Genomic DNA, 14591 nt, shown 5'->3' with positions numbered 1-14591 from the left:
CGGATTCTCGCAGTCCTGACGGGAAAAGGGTCCAGGTTCCGCGAGTTCGCAGTGTGCCGCCAGGCGGGAGCGCGCGGCGGCCGCCGGACGCCGTGGGCAGGGGTGCCGCCCTATGCTCGATCCGGTGACCAGGATCATCGCCGGATTCGCCGGCTCGCTCACCCTCCGGGTCCCGCGCGCGGGCACCCGCCCCACCAGCGACCGCGTGCGCGAGGCCGTCTTCTCGGCCCTCGAGGCCCGGGACGCCCTCGACGGCGCGACGGTGGTCGACCTCTACGCGGGCTCCGGCGCCCTCGGGCTCGAGTCGGCCAGCCGCGGAGCGAGCGCGGTCGTCCTGGTCGAGCGCGACCCGAAGGCCGCCCGGACCGCGGGCGAGAACGCACGGGCGATCGCGACCGCGGCTGCCAAGAACAAGCGGCCCGCCCCGCGGATCGAGGTGGTGACCGGCTCGGTCCGCTCCTTCCTCGACGGGTCCCCGGCCCTCAACACGGACACGGTGTTCCTCGACCCGCCCTACGACCTCGGCGAGGACGACCTCGCCGCCGATCTCGCCGGCGTGCTGCCACTGCTGCGCGAGGACGCGGTGGTCGTCGTGGAGCGGAGCTCCCGCAGCCCGGAGCCGCGCTGGCCCGCGGGTCTGGAGCGGGAGCGGAGGAAGGACTACGGCGAGACCACCATCTGGTGGGCTTCGCCTGCGTCGCCCGCGCCGGCCGCCTCGCCCGCTTCCTCCGCGGCCGGCTGACCGGCCTCAGCCCGCCGCGCCGTCCCAGCCGAGGTACGGGTCCCAGCCCCCGCGCCCCTCGAGCGCGACCCCGCCCAGTCGCACCTCCGGGTCCCCCTCGCGGACGGCCCCGAGCGGGACGAAGCCCTCCGGCAGCGCCGCGGCGGGCGGGAAGCACGCGAGCATCGCGTGGTCCTCGCCACCTCCCAGCACCAGCGCCCTCGCCAGGTCGAGGTCCACGCCCTCCACCCCCGTGAGCCCGCGCGCGTGCACGTCGACCGCCGCGGCATCGAGGTCGATCGCCACTCCGCTCGCACGCGCCATCCGACGGGCGTCGAGCACCACGCCGTCCGAGACGTCCATCATCGCGGTGGCGGTCCCGCCCGCGGCCTCGCCCGCGGAGATCGGCGCGGTCGGGCGCAGCTGCGCCTCGAGGAGGGACGGATGCCGCTCGCGGAGCCGGTCGGCGAGGTCGGCCGACGGCTCCCCGTCCCGCCGCGCCTGCTCGAACAGCAGGCGCAGCCCGAGCCCCGCTCGTCCCAGCGGTCCGGCCACGGCGAGCACGTCCCCCGGCCTCGCACCGCTGCGGAGCACCGGCGGTCGTCCGTCGAGCGAGCCGAACGCCGTGATCGAGAGCGTCAGTGTCGCGGAGGCGGACAGGTCTCCCCCGACGACTCCGCATCCCGGCGCCATCGCGGCGCAGCCGGCGGCGAGTCCGCCCGCGATCCCCTCCAGCACGTCGACGCCCAGCGACTGGGGCGCCGCGAGCGCGACGACGAGCCCGGTGGGACGGGCCCCCATCGCCGCGACGTCGGCGAGGTTCGAGGCCGCCGCCTTCCAGCCCAGGTCCGCCGGGCTCGACCAGGCCAGCCGGAAGTCGGGGCCGTGCACCATCATGTCCGTGGTCACCACGAAGCGGCCGTCGGGAGCCCGCAGCACCGCGCAGTCGTCGCCGGGCCCGACCAGGGTCTCCGCGCCCGGGCCGCCGAGCCGGGCCAGCACCCTCGCGAGCACCTCGCCCTCGCTGAGCTCGGCCAGGGTGGGACTCCGATCCTCTGCCATGGTTCACACGCTAGCGTTGACGGCGATGTCCCCCCGCCGACTCCGCTCCCCCCTCCTCGCCGCCGCCGCCGTCCTGCTGCTCTCGGGCTGCTCGGCCACCGTCGCACTCGAGCCCGCCGCCGATGCGACGAGCACCGGCTGCGCCGAGGTCTCGGTGCGCCTGCCCGACGTGGTCGCGGAGCAGCCCGAGCGCGAGACGAACGCTCAGGGCACCGCCGCCTGGGGCACCCCGGCCGCCGTCATCCTCCACTGCGGAGTCGAGGTGCCCGGCCCGACGACGGACCTCTGCGTGAACGTCAGCGGAGTCGACTGGATCATCGACGAGACGCAGAAGGACGAGGACATCTACACGCTGACCACCTACGGTCGCGATCCCGCGGTGGAGATCACCGTCGACCAGAGCCGCGCGTCCGGATCCTCCGCCGCGCTCGACCTGGCGAACGCCGTCTCCTACGTCCCGCAGACGCGCGAGTGCACCGACGTCTCGGACGCCGACACCCTCGATCCGACGGACACGCCCACCGGCTGAGTCTCAGCGGTCAGACGCCGAGGGCTCGACTCGCTGCGGTGAGCGCACCATCGGCGGTCGCCCCCAGCTCACGCGCGCGCGACGCGAACACGGCGGCCGCAGCCTGCAGCTCACGCTCCAGCGCATCCACGCCTCCCGCGACGACCGTGCCCGCCCGGCCGCGCGTCTCGACCAGGCCCGCCGACTCCAGCTCCCGGTAGGAGCGGGCGACCGTCCCCGCGGCGACGCCCAGCGTCTCGGCCAGCGCGCGCACCGGCGGCAGCCGCGTGCCGACCGGCAGCTCGCCCGCGGCGATCAGAGCGGTGATCTGCTCGCGGATCTGCTCGAAGGGCGCCGCGCCCGCGCCCGCCTCGACGCGGAGCGCGAGCGCCGACGTCATCGGGCGGCGACCGGGACGCGGTCGAGCGCCGAGTCGAGCAGCTCGCTGATCAGGTCCGGGTAGTCCACGCCGCTCGCGCCCCACATGCGCGGGAACATCGAGACCGGCGTGAAGCCGGGCATGGTGTTGATCTCGTTGACGACGAAGCCGTCGGCGGTGAGGAAGAAGTCGACCCGGGCGAGGCCCTCGGCTCCGATCGCGTCGAAGGCGCGGATCGCGAGGGACCGCATCTCGGAGAGCTCGCCGTCGGTCAGGTCGGCCGGGCAGACCAGCTCGATGCCGGACGCCCCGAGGTACTTCGCCTCGAAGTCGTAGAAGCCGCGGCCGGAGACGACCACCTCGCCGGCGACGGAGGCGCGGGCCGGAGCACCGCGGCGGCCGCCGAGCACGCCGATCTCGACCTCGCGGCCGACGATGCCCGACTCGATCAGCACCCGCGAGTCGTGCGCGAACGCCTCCTCCAGCGCGGCCTCGAGCTGCTCGCGCTCGTCGATCCGGCTGACGCCCACGCTCGAGCCGGCCCTCGCCGGCTTCACGAACGCGGGCAGGCCCAGCTCGTCGAGGGCCGAGGAGGCGTCGCCCGGGTCGGCGCGCCACTCCGCCTCGGTCACGAGGTACCAGGGCGCCACCGCGAGGCCCGCGGCCCGCAGCACCGTCTTGGTGAAGTGCTTGTCCATGCCGAGAGCCGACGCGAGCACGCCCGAGCCGACGTAGGGCAGCCCGACGAGCTCGAGCATCCCCTGGACGGTGCCGTCCTCGCCCCACGGGCCGTGCAGGATCGGCAGCACCACGTCGACCTCGCCGAGCGAGCGGGTCGCGCCGTCCTCGGTCGTCACGGTGAGCTCACGCGAGAGGGCCGACTCCGGCCAGCGCACACGGGAGCCGTCGTCCTCGACGCGGGGCAGCGACGCGGCGTCGAGAGCGAACTTCTCGGGACGGTCCTCCTCGAGCACGAAGGCGCCGTCGGAGGTGATCCCGACGGGGATCACCTCGAAGCGGTCACGGTCGATCGCCCGCAGCACCCCGGCCGCCGTTGCGCAGCTGATCGAGTGCTCGCTGGAGCGCCCCCCGAACAGAACGGCCACGCGGAGCTTGCTGGTCATCGAGGTTCCTCTCACCCTGTGGCTCGTCCGAATCCGTGGTCAGGTGCGGCGCGATGTCCTTCGGATCGAGCGTACCGGCGAGCACCTGCGACACCTGCTCGACGATGGGCATGTCGACTCCCCTGGCGCGCGCCAGCTCGAGGACCGGCGCGACGGAGGCGAGCCCCTCCGCCGTCTGCTGCATCGACTTCACCACGTCGGTGAAGCTGTAGCCCTGGCCGAGCAGGCGCCCGGCCGTGTTGTTGCGCGAGAGGGACGAGCTCGACGTCGCGATGAGGTCGCCGAGCCCCGCGAGTCCGGCCATCGTCTCGGCCCGTCCGCCGTACGCGACCGCGAAGTCGGTCATCTCGGCGAGACCGCGCGTGATGATCGACGCCTTCGTGTTCTCGCCGTAGCCGACGCCGTCGACGATGCCGATCGCCACGGCGATGAGGTTCTTCAGCACGCCGCCGAACTCGGTGCCGATCACGTCGGTGTTGACGTAGGAGCGGAAGTAGCGGTTGGTCGCCGCGAGGGCCACCTCCTGCGCGGTGACGAGGCTCTCGGAGGCGATGACCGCCGCGGTCGGCTGCTCCTTGGCGATCTCGAGGGCGAGGTTGGGCCCGGAGGCGACGGCGATCCGGTCGGGAGCGACCGGCAGCATCTGCGCGATCACCTCGCTCATCCGCTGGCCGGTGCCCTTCTCGACGCCCTTCATCAGGCTCACCAGCACCGTGCGCTCGGTGAGGAACGGCGTGATCGCCTCGAGGTTGCTCCGCAGCGACTGCGACGGGATGGAGAGGTAGACGTGGTCCGCGCCCTCCAGCGCCTCCTCGATGCGCGGCGTGGCCCGGATGTTGCGCGGGAGGTTGATGCCGGGGAGGTAGTCGCTGTTGCGCTTGGCCTCGGTGATCTCGCGGGCCAGCTCGGCGCGGCGCGCCCACATCACGACGTCGGAGCCGCCGTCGGCGAGGATCTTCGCGAAGGTGGTGCCCCAGCTGCCGGCGCCGAGGACGGCGACGCGGCGGGGCACGGGGATGGGCGCCTTCCTACTGCTCGGACTCAAAGCGACCCGTGCCCTTCTGGTTGTGCTCGGAGGGGTTCCAGCGCTTCTCGGGCGCCGCCTCGCCGCGCAGCTCCTCGAGCAGGGCGGTGATCGCCGCCATCACGACCGCGGAGGCCTCGTTGAGTGTGGCGGAGTCGAGGCTGCGTCCGCGGAAGGCGGACAGGTCGACGGGGTCGCCGACGATCACGTCGACGCGCTTGCGGCGGAAGAGGGTGATCCGCTTGGAGTAGCGGCCCATCAGCTGCTGCGCGCCCCAGTGCGCGACCGGGACGACGGGCAGGCCGTACTGCAGCGCCATCCGCACCGCTCCCGTCTTGCCGCGCATCGGCCAGAGCTCGGGGTCGCGGGTGAGGGTGCCCTCGGGGTAGATGATGACCGAGCGGCCCTCGTCCACGAGAGCCTTGGCGGTCTTCAGCGGCTCGCTGCCGCGGACCGAGCCCGAGCGCTCGACGGGGATCTGCCCGGAGCCGCGCAGGATCGAGCCGAGCACGGGCACCGAGAACAGCGAGGCCTTGGCGAGGAAGCGCGGTGCGCGGCCGGCGCGCCACAGGGTCCAGCCCGTGATGATCGGGTCGATCTCGCTGTAGTGGTTCGGCGCGAACACGAAGGCCCCGGTGCTCGGGATCCTGTCGCCGTTCCGGATCCGCAGGTCGACCGAGGCGGTCATCACGGGGATCACCGCCGCCGCGAGGAACCAGAAGATGGACGGACGGCTTCGCTCAGACACCCGCCCATCCTCGCATCCCGCATCGGAGGGGCCGCGTCCCCACGCCCGGGAGCAGCGGGGCCCCGCGGTGGGAGGAGCGGCCCGGCCGCCGGGTACGGTACCGGCATGCCCCGTCCGCGTCGCCGCCCGTCGCCGTGGGACGCCGTCGGCAGGGCCCTCGGCCGCCTCGCCGACTCGCCGATCGCGCTGTCCGGCCTGGTGCTCCTGATCGTGTGGGGAGTCGTGCTGCTCGCCACGCAGGCCGAACGCGATGCGGCCGCGCTCGGCGACGGCCTCCTGCTGACGCTCGCGGTCCTCGTCGGCGGCTCGGCGTCAGTCGCCCTCGTGATCGGCGGGGTCGACGCCCTCTGGCGCGTGGCGGTGGCACCGCTCGCCCACGTCGAGGCGGAGGCGACCGGCGGCGTCGCGGTCCTCGGACGCGGCCGGCTCGGAGCGGGCCTCCGTCGTGTCGAGCCGCGGTTCCCGCTGCCGACGCTGCGGCCCTACGCGGTGGTCGTGCCGCGCCGCCGGGGACTGACCGTCTCCTTCGGCGACTGGGGCGTCGTCGTGCCCTGGGCGCGGATCGCGCGGCTGGAGCGGCGGTGGGTGCTGGTGGGCCTGCGTCCGCGCGAGGCCCTCGAGGTCGTCCTGGCCGGCACGCGGCGCGGACGCCTCACGCTGGTCCTGGCCGAGTCGCCCGGACCGCTGGGCCTCCGGCCCGCGCCGGAGACGACGCTCGCGCTCCTCGAGAAGCGGATCCGGGGACGCCTGGAGGAGGACGCGGAACCGCCCGCGTGGGGCGCGCCCGGACGCGACAGGACCCCGGGCCGCTGAGGACGGTCGTCCTCCGCGGCACCGGGGTCCCGGTGGGCGGCTACGCGTCGAGCGAGAAGTCGGCGCCCAGCAGCTCGAGCTTGGTGAGGAAGTTCTCGTAGCCGCGGCTGATGATGCCGACGTTCGAGACCGTCGAGGTGCCCTCGGCCGAGAGCGCCGCGATCAGGTGCGAGAAGCCGCCGCGCAGATCCGGCACGACGATGTCGGCGCCGTGCAGCTTCGAGGGTCCCGAGATCACGGCCGAGTGCATGAAGTTGCGCTGCCCGAAGCGGCAGGCCTGCCCGCCGAGGCACTCGCGGTGGATCTGGATGGTCGCGCCCATCTCGACGAGCGCGTCGACGAAGCCGAAGCGCTGCTCGTAGACGGTCTCGTGCACGATCGAGACGCCCTTGGCCTTCGTGAGCGCCACGACCAGCGGCTGCTGCCAGTCGGTCATGAAGCCGGGGTGCACGTCGGTCTCGATGATGACCGGCTTGAGCTCGCCGCCCGGGTGGTAGAAGCGGATGCCGTCCTCGGCGATCTCGAACGCGCCGCCGACCTTGCGGAAGACGTTGAGGAAGGTGGTCATCTCCTGCTGGCGGGCGCCGCCGACGAAGATGTCGCCGTCGGTCGCGAGGGCCGCGGCCGCCCAGGAGGCCGCCTCGTTGCGGTCGAAGAGCGCGCGGTGGGAGTAGCCGGTGAGCCGGTCCACGCCCTCGATGCGGATCACGCGGTCGGTGTCGACCGAGATGATGGCGCCCATCTTCTGCAGGATGTTGATCAGGTCCATGATCTCGGGCTCGATCGCCGCGCCCGAGAGCTCGGTGATGCCGGAGGCGCGCACCGCGGTCAGAAGGACCTGCTCGGTCGCTCCGACGCTCGGGTAGGGCAGCGACACCTTGGCGCCGTGGAGGCCCTCGGGGGCCGACATCCGGATCCCGGAGGGAAGCTTCTCGATCACCGCGCCGAAGTTGCGGAGGACCTCGAGGTGGTAGTCGATCGGGCGGTCGCCGATGCGGCAGCCGCCGAGGTCGGGGATGAACGCCTCGCCCAGGCGGTGCAGGAGCGGGCCGCAGAAGAGGATCGGGATGCGGCTGGAGCCGGCGTGCGCGTCGATGTCGGCGAAGTGCGCGGACTCGACGTTCGAGGGGTCGAGGATCAGCTCGCCGACCTCGGCGCCCTGCTTCACCTTGACGCCGTGCACCTCGAGGAGGCCCTTCACGACGCGGACGTCGCTGATGTCGGGTACGTCGCGGAGGGTGGAGGCGGTCTCGCCGAGGAGCGCCGCGACCATCGCCTTGGTGACGAGGTTCTTCGCTCCCTTGAGCTCGATGCGCCCCACCAGCGGCCGACCGCCCTTGATGGTGATCCGCTCCGTCGTCATCCCCACGCGGGCTCCCGAGGCCTTGGCGTCCTGGAGGGCCTTGGCGTCCTGAAGAAGTGTGTTCACGCTATTTCACCGGCAATGTCTTGGGCCGCCAGCTCTCGCGGCGGGTCTCGAATTCGGAAATGAGCGCTTCGTCGCGCAGGGTCAGGCCGATGTCGTCCAGGCCCTCGATCAGGCGCCATCGAGTGTAGTCGTCGATCTCGAAGTCGAAGGCCTCGCCACCGGCGGTGACCGTACGCGCAACCAGATCGACCGTCGGTTCTATTCCCGGGGTGCTCTCGATGATCTCCCACAGGCGCTCGACGTCGGCCTCGGACACGACGGCGGCCAGGAGTCCCTGCTTGCCGGCGTTGCCGCGGAAGATGTCGCCGAAGCGGGGCGAGATCACGACCCGGAAGCCGTAGTCGCGCAGCGCCCACACGGCGTGCTCGCGGCTGGAGCCCGTGCCGAAGTCCGGCCCGGCCACGAGGATGCCCGCACCGCGGTACCGCTCCTGGTTGAGGACGAAGTCCTCCTCCTGGCGCCAGCCGTGGAACAGGGCGTCCTCGAATCCGGTCTTCGTGATGCGGCGGAGGTAGACGCCGGGGAGGATCTGGTCGGTGTCGACGTTGGCGCGCTTCAGGGGCGCGGCGATCGCGGTGACGGTCTCGAACTTCTGCACGGTCAGACTCCTGCTCTCTCGCGCGCCGGCTCCAGGTCGGAGGGGCTCGAGAGCGTGCCGCGCACGGCCGTGGCGGCAGCGACGAGCGGCGAGACGAGGTGGGTCTTCGCCCCCTTGCCCTGACGGCCCTCGAAGTTGCGGTTGGAGGTGGAGGCGACGCGCTCCCCCTCGAGGAGCTGGTCGGTGTTCATGCCGAGGCACATCGAGCAGCCGGCGAAGCGCCACTCCGCCCCGAACGCCGTGACGATCCGGTCGATGCCCTCGGCCTCCGCCTCGAGCCGCACGCGGGCGGAGCCGGGGACGACCATCACGCGGACGCCCGGCGCCTTGGTGCGCCCCTCGACGATCGCGGCGAAGGCCCGCAGGTCCTCGATCCGGGAGTTGGTGCAGGAGCCCATGAAGACGACGTCGACCGGGATCTCCTTCATCGGCGTCCCGGGCTCGAGCGCCATGTACTCCAGCGCGCGCAGGGCGCTGGTGCGCTCGTTCAGGTCGTCGATGGCCTCGGGGTCGGGGACGGACTGCGAGAGCGAGACGCCCTGGCCGGGGTTGGTCCCCCAGGTGACGAACGGCTCGAGCGCGTCGGCGTCGATCACGACCTCGGCGTCGAAGACCGCGCCCTCGTCGCTCGGCAGCGTCCGCCAGTAGGCGACGGCGGCGTCCCAGTCCTCGCCCGCGGGGGCGTGCGGACGGCCCTGCAGGTAGGCGAACGTCGTCTCGTCCGGCGCGACCATGCCGGCGCGCGCGCCCGCCTCGATCGACATGTTGCAGATCGTCATCCGGCCCTCCATCGAGAGCGCCCGGATCGCGGAGCCGCGGTACTCGAGGATGTAGCCCTGGCCGCCGCCGGTGCCGATGCGGGCGATGACCGCGAGGATGACGTCCTTGGCCGTGACCCCCTCCTTCAGCGTCCCCTCGACGGTGATCGCCATCGTCTTGAAGGGCTGCAGCGGCAGCGTCTGCGTGGCCATCACGTGCTCGACCTCGCTCGTGCCGATGCCGAAGGCGATCGCGCCGAACGCGCCGTGCGTCGAGGTGTGCGAGTCGCCGCAGACGACGGTGATCCCGGGCATCGTCAGGCCGAGCTGCGGGCCGACGACGTGCACGATGCCCTGCTCCACGTCGCCGAGGGAGTGCAGGCGGACGCCGAACTCGCCGGCGTTGCGGCGCAGAGCGTCGATCTGGGCCCGGCTGGTCGGGTCCTCGATGGGCCGGCCGATCTGCAGGGTCGGCGTGTTGTGGTCCTCGGTCGCGATGGTGAGGTCGGGGCGGCGGAGGGGGCGCCCGGCCGCGCGCAGCCCGTCGAACGGCTGGGGGCTCGTCACCTCGTGGAGGAGGTGGAGGTCGATGTAGACGAGGTCCGGAGCGCCGTTCTCGCCCTTGACGACGACGTGGTCGTCCCAGACCTTCTCGGCGAGGGTGCGGGGCCTCGGGGTGCGGATCGAGTCCGCGAGCGAGCGGGATTCCGCTCCGCTCGACGCGGGCGCGGCTGCGCCGGGTGACTTCTCGGTCATGACGGTTCCTTCTCCTTCAGGAGTCGCTGCTCGGCCGGGCGAGGCACCGCGACGAGGGAGGCCGTCAGATCGAGGTCTCGTCGCGGCACGGAAGGAGGTGCGGGCCGCTCAGCATGGACCGAGAATAGCACCGCGCTCCCCCGCTCCCGGGAGCCGACGGCGCGCGGTCGACCGGCTCAGGCGCGGGCGTCGAGCACCGCGTCGACGACGACCACGGTGACGTTGTCCCGCCCGCCGGCGTCGACCGCCGCTCCCACGAGCGCCTGGGCGAGGTCGGCCGGATCGCCGGAGTCGCGGCGCGCGAACAGCGCCGCGATCCGCTCGTCCGAGAGCTCCCTGGTGAGCCCGTCGGAGCAGAGCAGGTAGCTGGCGCGCGGCACGACGGGCAGCGTCCAGACGTCCGTCTCGACCTCCTCGTCGGCGCCGAGGGCGCGGGTGACGATGTTGCGGTCCGGGTGCGACTCGGCGGACTCCCGCGTGAGCAGGCCCGCCGAGACGAGCTCCTGCACGGCCGAGTGGTCCACGGTCAGCTGCTCGAGCTCCGTCCCGTCCCAGCGGTAGACGCGGGAGTCGCCGACGTTGAAGAGCGCCCAGCGGGCGGGCCCGGAGGGCTCGGGCAGGACGAGCATCAGCCCCGTGAGCGTCGTGCCGCAGAGCGCACCGCCCACGTCCAGCGCGCGCACCGCCGTGTTGGCGCCCTCGACCAGGTCGAACACCGCGTCGACCGGTCCGAGGGCCGTCGGCCGGTTCTCGTGCAGAGCTCCGACCGCCGCGGCGCTCGCGAGGTCGCCGCGGGCGTGCCCGCCCATCCCGTCGGCGACCGCGAGCAGCAGCTCGTCGGCGAGGAGGGAGTCCTCGTTGACCCGGCGGACGGCTCCGACGTCGGTGCTGCTGCTGACGGCGAGCCGCAGCGCCCCCTGGGGCAGGTCGACGGTGGTGCTCGTCATCGCGGGGTCACTTCTCCTCTGCGGCCGAGCGGGCGTCGTCCGAGACGACCTCGGGGTGCCCGTCGTGCATCTCGATGTGGCGGTGCTCGCGGCGCATCTTCGCCAGGCTCGCGAGCGTCGCGACGGTCATGCTCAGGACGATGACCACCAGCGAGGTGATCGTGTCGATGTCCCACACCGGCACGGGCTCGCCGCCGTTGATGAAGGGCAGGTCGTTCTCGTGCAGGGCGTGCAGGACGAGCTTCACGCCGATGAAGGCGAGGATGAACGCGATGCCGTACTTGAGGTACTCGAGCTTGTCGATGAGGCCGCCGAGCAGGAAGTAGAGCTGGCGGAGCCCCATCAGGGCGAAGATGTTCGCGGTGAAGACGATGAACGGGCTCTCCGTGATGCCGAAGATCGCGGGGATCGAGTCGAGCGCGAAGAGCAGGTCGGTCGAGCCGATCGCCAGGAAGACGATCAGCATCGGGGTGAAGAACCTCGTGCCGTTCTTGACCGTGCGGATCTTCGAGCCGTCGAACTCGTCCGAGATCCTCACGCGCTTGCGCAGGAGGCGGATGAGCAGGTTGTCGGTGCCCTCGTCCTCGTCCTCCTTGCCGAACGCCTGGTTCCACGCCGTGTAGACCAGGAACGCGCCGAACAGGTAGAAGATCCAGCTGAAGCTCTCGATGAGCTGCGCGCCGAGGAGGATGAAGATCCCGCGGAAGACCAGCGCGATGATGATGCCCACCATCAGCACCTCCTGCTGCAGCTTCGCCGGCACCGCGAAGCGGCCCATGATGATGACGAAGACGAACAGGTTGTCGATCGAGAGGCTGTACTCGGTCAGCCAGCCCGCGACGAACTGGCCCGCGAGCTCGCCGCCGCCGAGGATCAGCATCGCCAGCGCGAAGATCAGCGCGAGCGTGACGTAGAAGCCGACCCAGAGGCCGGACTCCTTCAGGCTCGGCACGTGCGGCCGCTTGTAGACCAGCAGCAGGTCGGCGGCGAGGATCAGGCTCAGGACGACGAACGAGCCGATCACGAACCAGACGGGCAGATCGAGCATGAGGGCCTTCCGAGTGGGTGGGGGGCCGAAAGTCTCTCCCCGGGGAGCGGACGGCCGTGCCGGTCCGCGTCACCCGTCCCGCCCCCGGCACCGCGCAGGGGCGATGCGTACTGACGGGAGCGGAAAGGCGGGATACTCCCCTTCGCGGATGCGATCCTAGCGCCGATCCGGCCGGATGCGGCCCCGAGGCGGCGGAGCGGGAACGAGGCGATCGGCGCGATGCGTCGAGCAGGTGCCGCGTGGCGAGCACCCGGGTGTTAAACGAGAAGAACCCCCGGTCAGACCGGGGGTTCTTCTCGTGTTGCCGTGGTGACCCCAGCGGGATTTGAACCCGCGTTACCGCCGTGAGAGGGCGACGTCCTAGGCCGCTAAACGATGGGGCCGCGTTTTTGCAACTCGAAGAGTGTTGCACACGGATCCGCATCGATGCAAATCGAGCGCCCGGCCCACCCGGTCTCCGCTCGGCCCGGGCCTTGCCCGCCGCCCGCCGAGGCGGTTGGCTCGGGTCATGAGACTGACGAAACTCGAGCACGCCGCCGTCCTGATCGAGGAGGACGGCGCCCGGCTGGTGATCGATCCGGGGTCCTTCACCCGGCCCGTCGAGGGGACGACCGACACCGTCGCCGTGGTGCTCACCCACGAGCACGCCGACCACTGGACCCCGGAGCAGCTGCAGCGCCTGCGCGACGCGGCCCCGTCGCTGCGGATCCTCGGCCCGGCCGGGGTCGCCGCCGCGGCCGAGGGCTTCGACGTCGAGACGGTCGCCGACGGCGACGTGGTGACGGTCGGCCCGTTCGAGCTGCGCTTCTTCGGCGCCCGCCACGCGGTGATCCACCGGAGCATCCCCGTCATCGACAACGTCGGCGTCCTCGTCAACGGCCGCGCCTACTACGCCGGCGACTCCTTCACCGTCCCCGAGGGCGTCGACGTCGAGGTCCTCGCGGCCCCGTCGGGCGCGCCGTGGATGAAGATCGCCGAGGCGATGGACTACGTGCTCGAGATCGCGCCGCGGCACGCCTTCGCGACCCACGAGCAGGTCCTCTCGGAGGCGGGACGCGCGCTCGGCCACGACCGGCTCGGCTGGGCCGTGCGCGAGGGGGGCGGGGAGTACCACGCGCTCGAGCCCGGCGACGTGCTCGAGCTCTGACGCCGGGGACGACGACGGCCGGGTCGGGGGCGAGCCCCGGCCCGGCCGTCGTCGCGATCCGCTAGCGGATCAGTAGTACTCGCCCTGGCGGTAGTCCCAGGAGTTGAACTGCTCGGCGAGGTTCAGCATGATGCGCTCGTAGTCGAGGCCGCGGCGGATCAGCACGGGGCCCGGGGTGATCGAGCGCTCGCCGCCCTGCACGGGGATGAGGGCGCCCGAGGCGTCCACCATCGAGACCATGACGCCCTGCTCGTGGCGGGAGTCCTCGTCCTTGTCCGGCTGGATGGAGGAGACGTACGAGTCGGCCGAGACGATGACGTCCGCCTCGTTCTCGATCCGCTCGCCGATGTTCGCGACCCGGCCGCGGTTGCCCACGCCCGAGGGGTTGGCCGAGCTGGCGAAGGTGAGGGTGCGGTCGCGCTCCCACAGGGTGGCGACCAGCTGCTCGGCGGGGCGGCCGAAGCGGATGACGAAGCAGCTCGTGCCGCGTCCGTCGCGGACCAGCTCGCGGGCGTCCTCGTCGATGAGCTCGACCGCCTCGGCCTTCCACGGGAGGATGCAGCCGAGCAGGACGTCCTGGTCCCAGTGCTTCCGGTAGAAGGCGAGGACCTCGTCGTTGAGCTCCGCGAGCTCGACGAGCTGCTCGATGCTGGAGCAGAGCACGACGCCGGGCTTGTTGCGATTGCGCTGCTTGGCCGAGAACTTGCGCTCGAGGCCCGCACCGTCGGTCGTCATCAGGATGTAGCCGACCTTGGTCGCGCAGACGACCAGTCCACCGGGAGCGGCGAGCGCGTCCACTGCCTCGGCAGGAGCCTGCTCACGCCATTCGATCACCGTCGTGCTGGTCATTCTTTCCCTTTCGTGGTGTCCAGAGACGCCATGGGCGGGGCCCCGGCCGAGCGGAAGCCTAGCGGATGGCCCCGCGGCGGCAGGCGCGGCGGACCCTCGTCCCACGGCGGGAGCGGCCCGGCCGGAGTGCACTCCGCCGGGTGCCGGCACGGGTCGTCACGAGCCCGCTGTCGGGCCCCAAGAGGTCACGCTCGCGAGGTCGGCGCCGAACTCGACGCGGAGGCGGACGGGCGGGCCGCCGCGCAGCAGGTCCGGCAGCCACAGGCGAGCGTCGTCCCACATGCGGTCGAAGGGCACCTCGTCGACCGGGACGAACGCGGCGGCGAGCTCGCTCGACTCGCGGACCTCGCCGGCGACCCGGCGGCAGAGGAAGACGTGCGAGCGCTGACTCCACGCCGGCCGGTGGGGGAAGGAGTAGTCGAGCACGCCGCGCGGCTCCAGGTCGGCCGGGAGGGCGACGAGCCCCGCCTCCTCCTCCAGCTCGCGGACGGCCGCGTCGACGGGCGACTCCCCGGGCTCGAGCTTGCCGCCGGGGGCGACCACGCGGCCCTCGCCGAGGCCCCTGCGCTTGCGGCCGAGGAGCACCTCCGCGCCGCGCGGGCCGTCGCGGAGGACGTAGACGACGCAGACCTCGGGCAGCCCCACCGCGCACCTCCGCTCCGGCGGGCCGGGGGCCCGGC

Annotated in this window: 16 protein-coding genes and 1 tRNA gene; 4 read left to right on the top strand and 13 right to left on the bottom strand. The window is 72.4% G+C overall.

The genetic code is table 11. From position 1 onward, the window contains the following. Positions 1-124 precede the first annotated feature (124 nt). Positions 125-742, top strand: a complete 618-nt coding sequence (locus tag GTU71_RS03110; protein ID WP_104283473.1) for an RsmD family RNA methyltransferase — start codon at positions 125-127, stop codon at positions 740-742. Between the two features lie 6 nt (positions 743-748). On the opposite strand, the gene thiL is transcribed toward GTU71_RS03110, so the two are convergent. Then, positions 749-1783 carry a thiamine-phosphate kinase gene (thiL, locus tag GTU71_RS03105; RefSeq protein ID WP_104289004.1) on the bottom strand — a complete coding sequence of 345 codons (1035 nt, stop codon included), beginning with the start codon at positions 1781-1783 and terminating at the stop codon, positions 749-751. 25 nt (positions 1784-1808) lie between these two features. Between thiL and GTU71_RS03100 the strand changes: the two genes are divergently transcribed. Further along, positions 1809-2312, top strand: a complete 504-nt coding sequence (locus GTU71_RS03100; protein WP_159939293.1) for a DUF3515 family protein — start codon at positions 1809-1811, stop codon at positions 2310-2312. Between the two features lie 10 nt (positions 2313-2322). On the opposite strand, the gene GTU71_RS03095 is transcribed toward GTU71_RS03100, so the two are convergent. Genes GTU71_RS03095 through GTU71_RS03080 form a run of 4 tightly spaced genes read right to left on the bottom strand, consistent with a single transcriptional unit; the run spans position 2323 to position 5566 of the window. Further along, the gene (locus GTU71_RS03095; RefSeq protein ID WP_159939292.1) at positions 2323-2691 is read right to left on the bottom strand and encodes a GntR family transcriptional regulator; all 369 of its coding nucleotides are present in this window, start codon (positions 2689-2691) and stop codon (positions 2323-2325) included. Then, on the bottom strand, positions 2688-3794 hold the full coding sequence (locus tag GTU71_RS03090; RefSeq protein ID WP_104283463.1) for a D-alanine--D-alanine ligase family protein: 1107 nt from the start codon (positions 3792-3794) through the stop codon (positions 2688-2690). The genes GTU71_RS03095 and GTU71_RS03090 overlap by 4 nt, the downstream gene beginning before the upstream one ends. Continuing rightward, positions 3691-4806 carry an NAD(P)H-dependent glycerol-3-phosphate dehydrogenase gene (locus GTU71_RS03085; protein ID WP_208543607.1) on the bottom strand — a complete coding sequence of 372 codons (1116 nt, stop codon included), beginning with the start codon at positions 4804-4806 and terminating at the stop codon, positions 3691-3693. The genes GTU71_RS03090 and GTU71_RS03085 overlap by 104 nt, the downstream gene beginning before the upstream one ends. Positions 4807-4822: 16 nt before the next feature. Then, positions 4823-5566 carry a lysophospholipid acyltransferase family protein gene (locus tag GTU71_RS03080; RefSeq protein WP_244230623.1) on the bottom strand — a complete coding sequence of 248 codons (744 nt, stop codon included), beginning with the start codon at positions 5564-5566 and terminating at the stop codon, positions 4823-4825. Positions 5567-5671: 105 nt separating this feature from the next. Between GTU71_RS03080 and GTU71_RS03075 the strand changes: the two genes are divergently transcribed. Further along, positions 5672-6379 carry a hypothetical protein gene (locus GTU71_RS03075; protein WP_159939290.1) on the top strand — a complete coding sequence of 236 codons (708 nt, stop codon included), beginning with the start codon at positions 5672-5674 and terminating at the stop codon, positions 6377-6379. Between the two features lie 40 nt (positions 6380-6419). Here GTU71_RS03075 and murA read toward each other — a convergent pair whose 3' ends face one another. The 6 genes from murA to GTU71_RS03045 form a co-directional block, all read right to left on the bottom strand. After that, positions 6420-7742, bottom strand: a complete 1323-nt coding sequence (gene murA, locus GTU71_RS03070; RefSeq protein WP_167299052.1) for a UDP-N-acetylglucosamine 1-carboxyvinyltransferase — start codon at positions 7740-7742, stop codon at positions 6420-6422. Positions 7743-7809: 67 nt separating this feature from the next. After that, complete coding sequence (gene leuD, locus GTU71_RS03065) at positions 7810-8406, bottom strand: 3-isopropylmalate dehydratase small subunit (protein WP_104283461.1); 597 nt, start codon at positions 8404-8406, stop codon at positions 7810-7812. A 2-nt stretch (positions 8407-8408) separates the two neighbouring features. Continuing rightward, positions 8409-9920 carry a 3-isopropylmalate dehydratase large subunit gene (leuC, locus tag GTU71_RS03060; RefSeq protein WP_159939289.1) on the bottom strand — a complete coding sequence of 504 codons (1512 nt, stop codon included), beginning with the start codon at positions 9918-9920 and terminating at the stop codon, positions 8409-8411. Between the two features lie 176 nt (positions 9921-10096). Next, entirely contained in the window at positions 10097-10867 is a 771-nt protein-coding gene (locus GTU71_RS03055; RefSeq protein WP_159939288.1) for a protein phosphatase 2C domain-containing protein, read from the bottom strand. Positions 10868-10874: 7 nt separating this feature from the next. Continuing rightward, positions 10875-11915: a TerC family protein gene (locus GTU71_RS03050; RefSeq protein ID WP_104283458.1), complete on the bottom strand. Its 1041-nt coding sequence runs from the start codon at positions 11913-11915 to the stop codon at positions 10875-10877. A 307-nt stretch (positions 11916-12222) separates the two neighbouring features. Next, positions 12223-12298: transfer RNA gene (locus tag GTU71_RS03045), tRNA-Glu, on the bottom strand. Between the two features lie 125 nt (positions 12299-12423). On the opposite strand from GTU71_RS03045, the gene GTU71_RS03040 reads away from it, so the two are divergent. Next, entirely contained in the window at positions 12424-13062 is a 639-nt protein-coding gene (locus GTU71_RS03040; RefSeq protein ID WP_159939287.1) for an MBL fold metallo-hydrolase, read from the top strand. Positions 13063-13131: 69 nt separating this feature from the next. Here the strand turns inward: GTU71_RS03040 and GTU71_RS03035 are convergent, their stop codons facing one another. Both GTU71_RS03035 and GTU71_RS03030 read right to left on the bottom strand, forming a co-directional pair. After that, positions 13132-13911 carry a Sua5/YciO/YrdC/YwlC family protein gene (locus tag GTU71_RS03035; RefSeq protein ID WP_104328371.1) on the bottom strand — a complete coding sequence of 260 codons (780 nt, stop codon included), beginning with the start codon at positions 13909-13911 and terminating at the stop codon, positions 13132-13134. A gap of 156 nt (positions 13912-14067) precedes the next feature. After that, entirely contained in the window at positions 14068-14556 is a 489-nt protein-coding gene (locus tag GTU71_RS03030; protein WP_159939286.1) for an 8-oxo-dGTP diphosphatase, read from the bottom strand. Positions 14557-14591: the final 35 nt, after the last annotated feature.

The sequence above is a fragment of the Rathayibacter sp. VKM Ac-2762 genome (genome assembly GCF_009866585.1).
GTDB lineage: Bacteria > Actinomycetota > Actinomycetes > Actinomycetales > Microbacteriaceae > Rathayibacter.
Note: the sequence above shows the minus strand (reverse complement) of the source record. Positions and strands in the feature narration are given on the sequence as shown.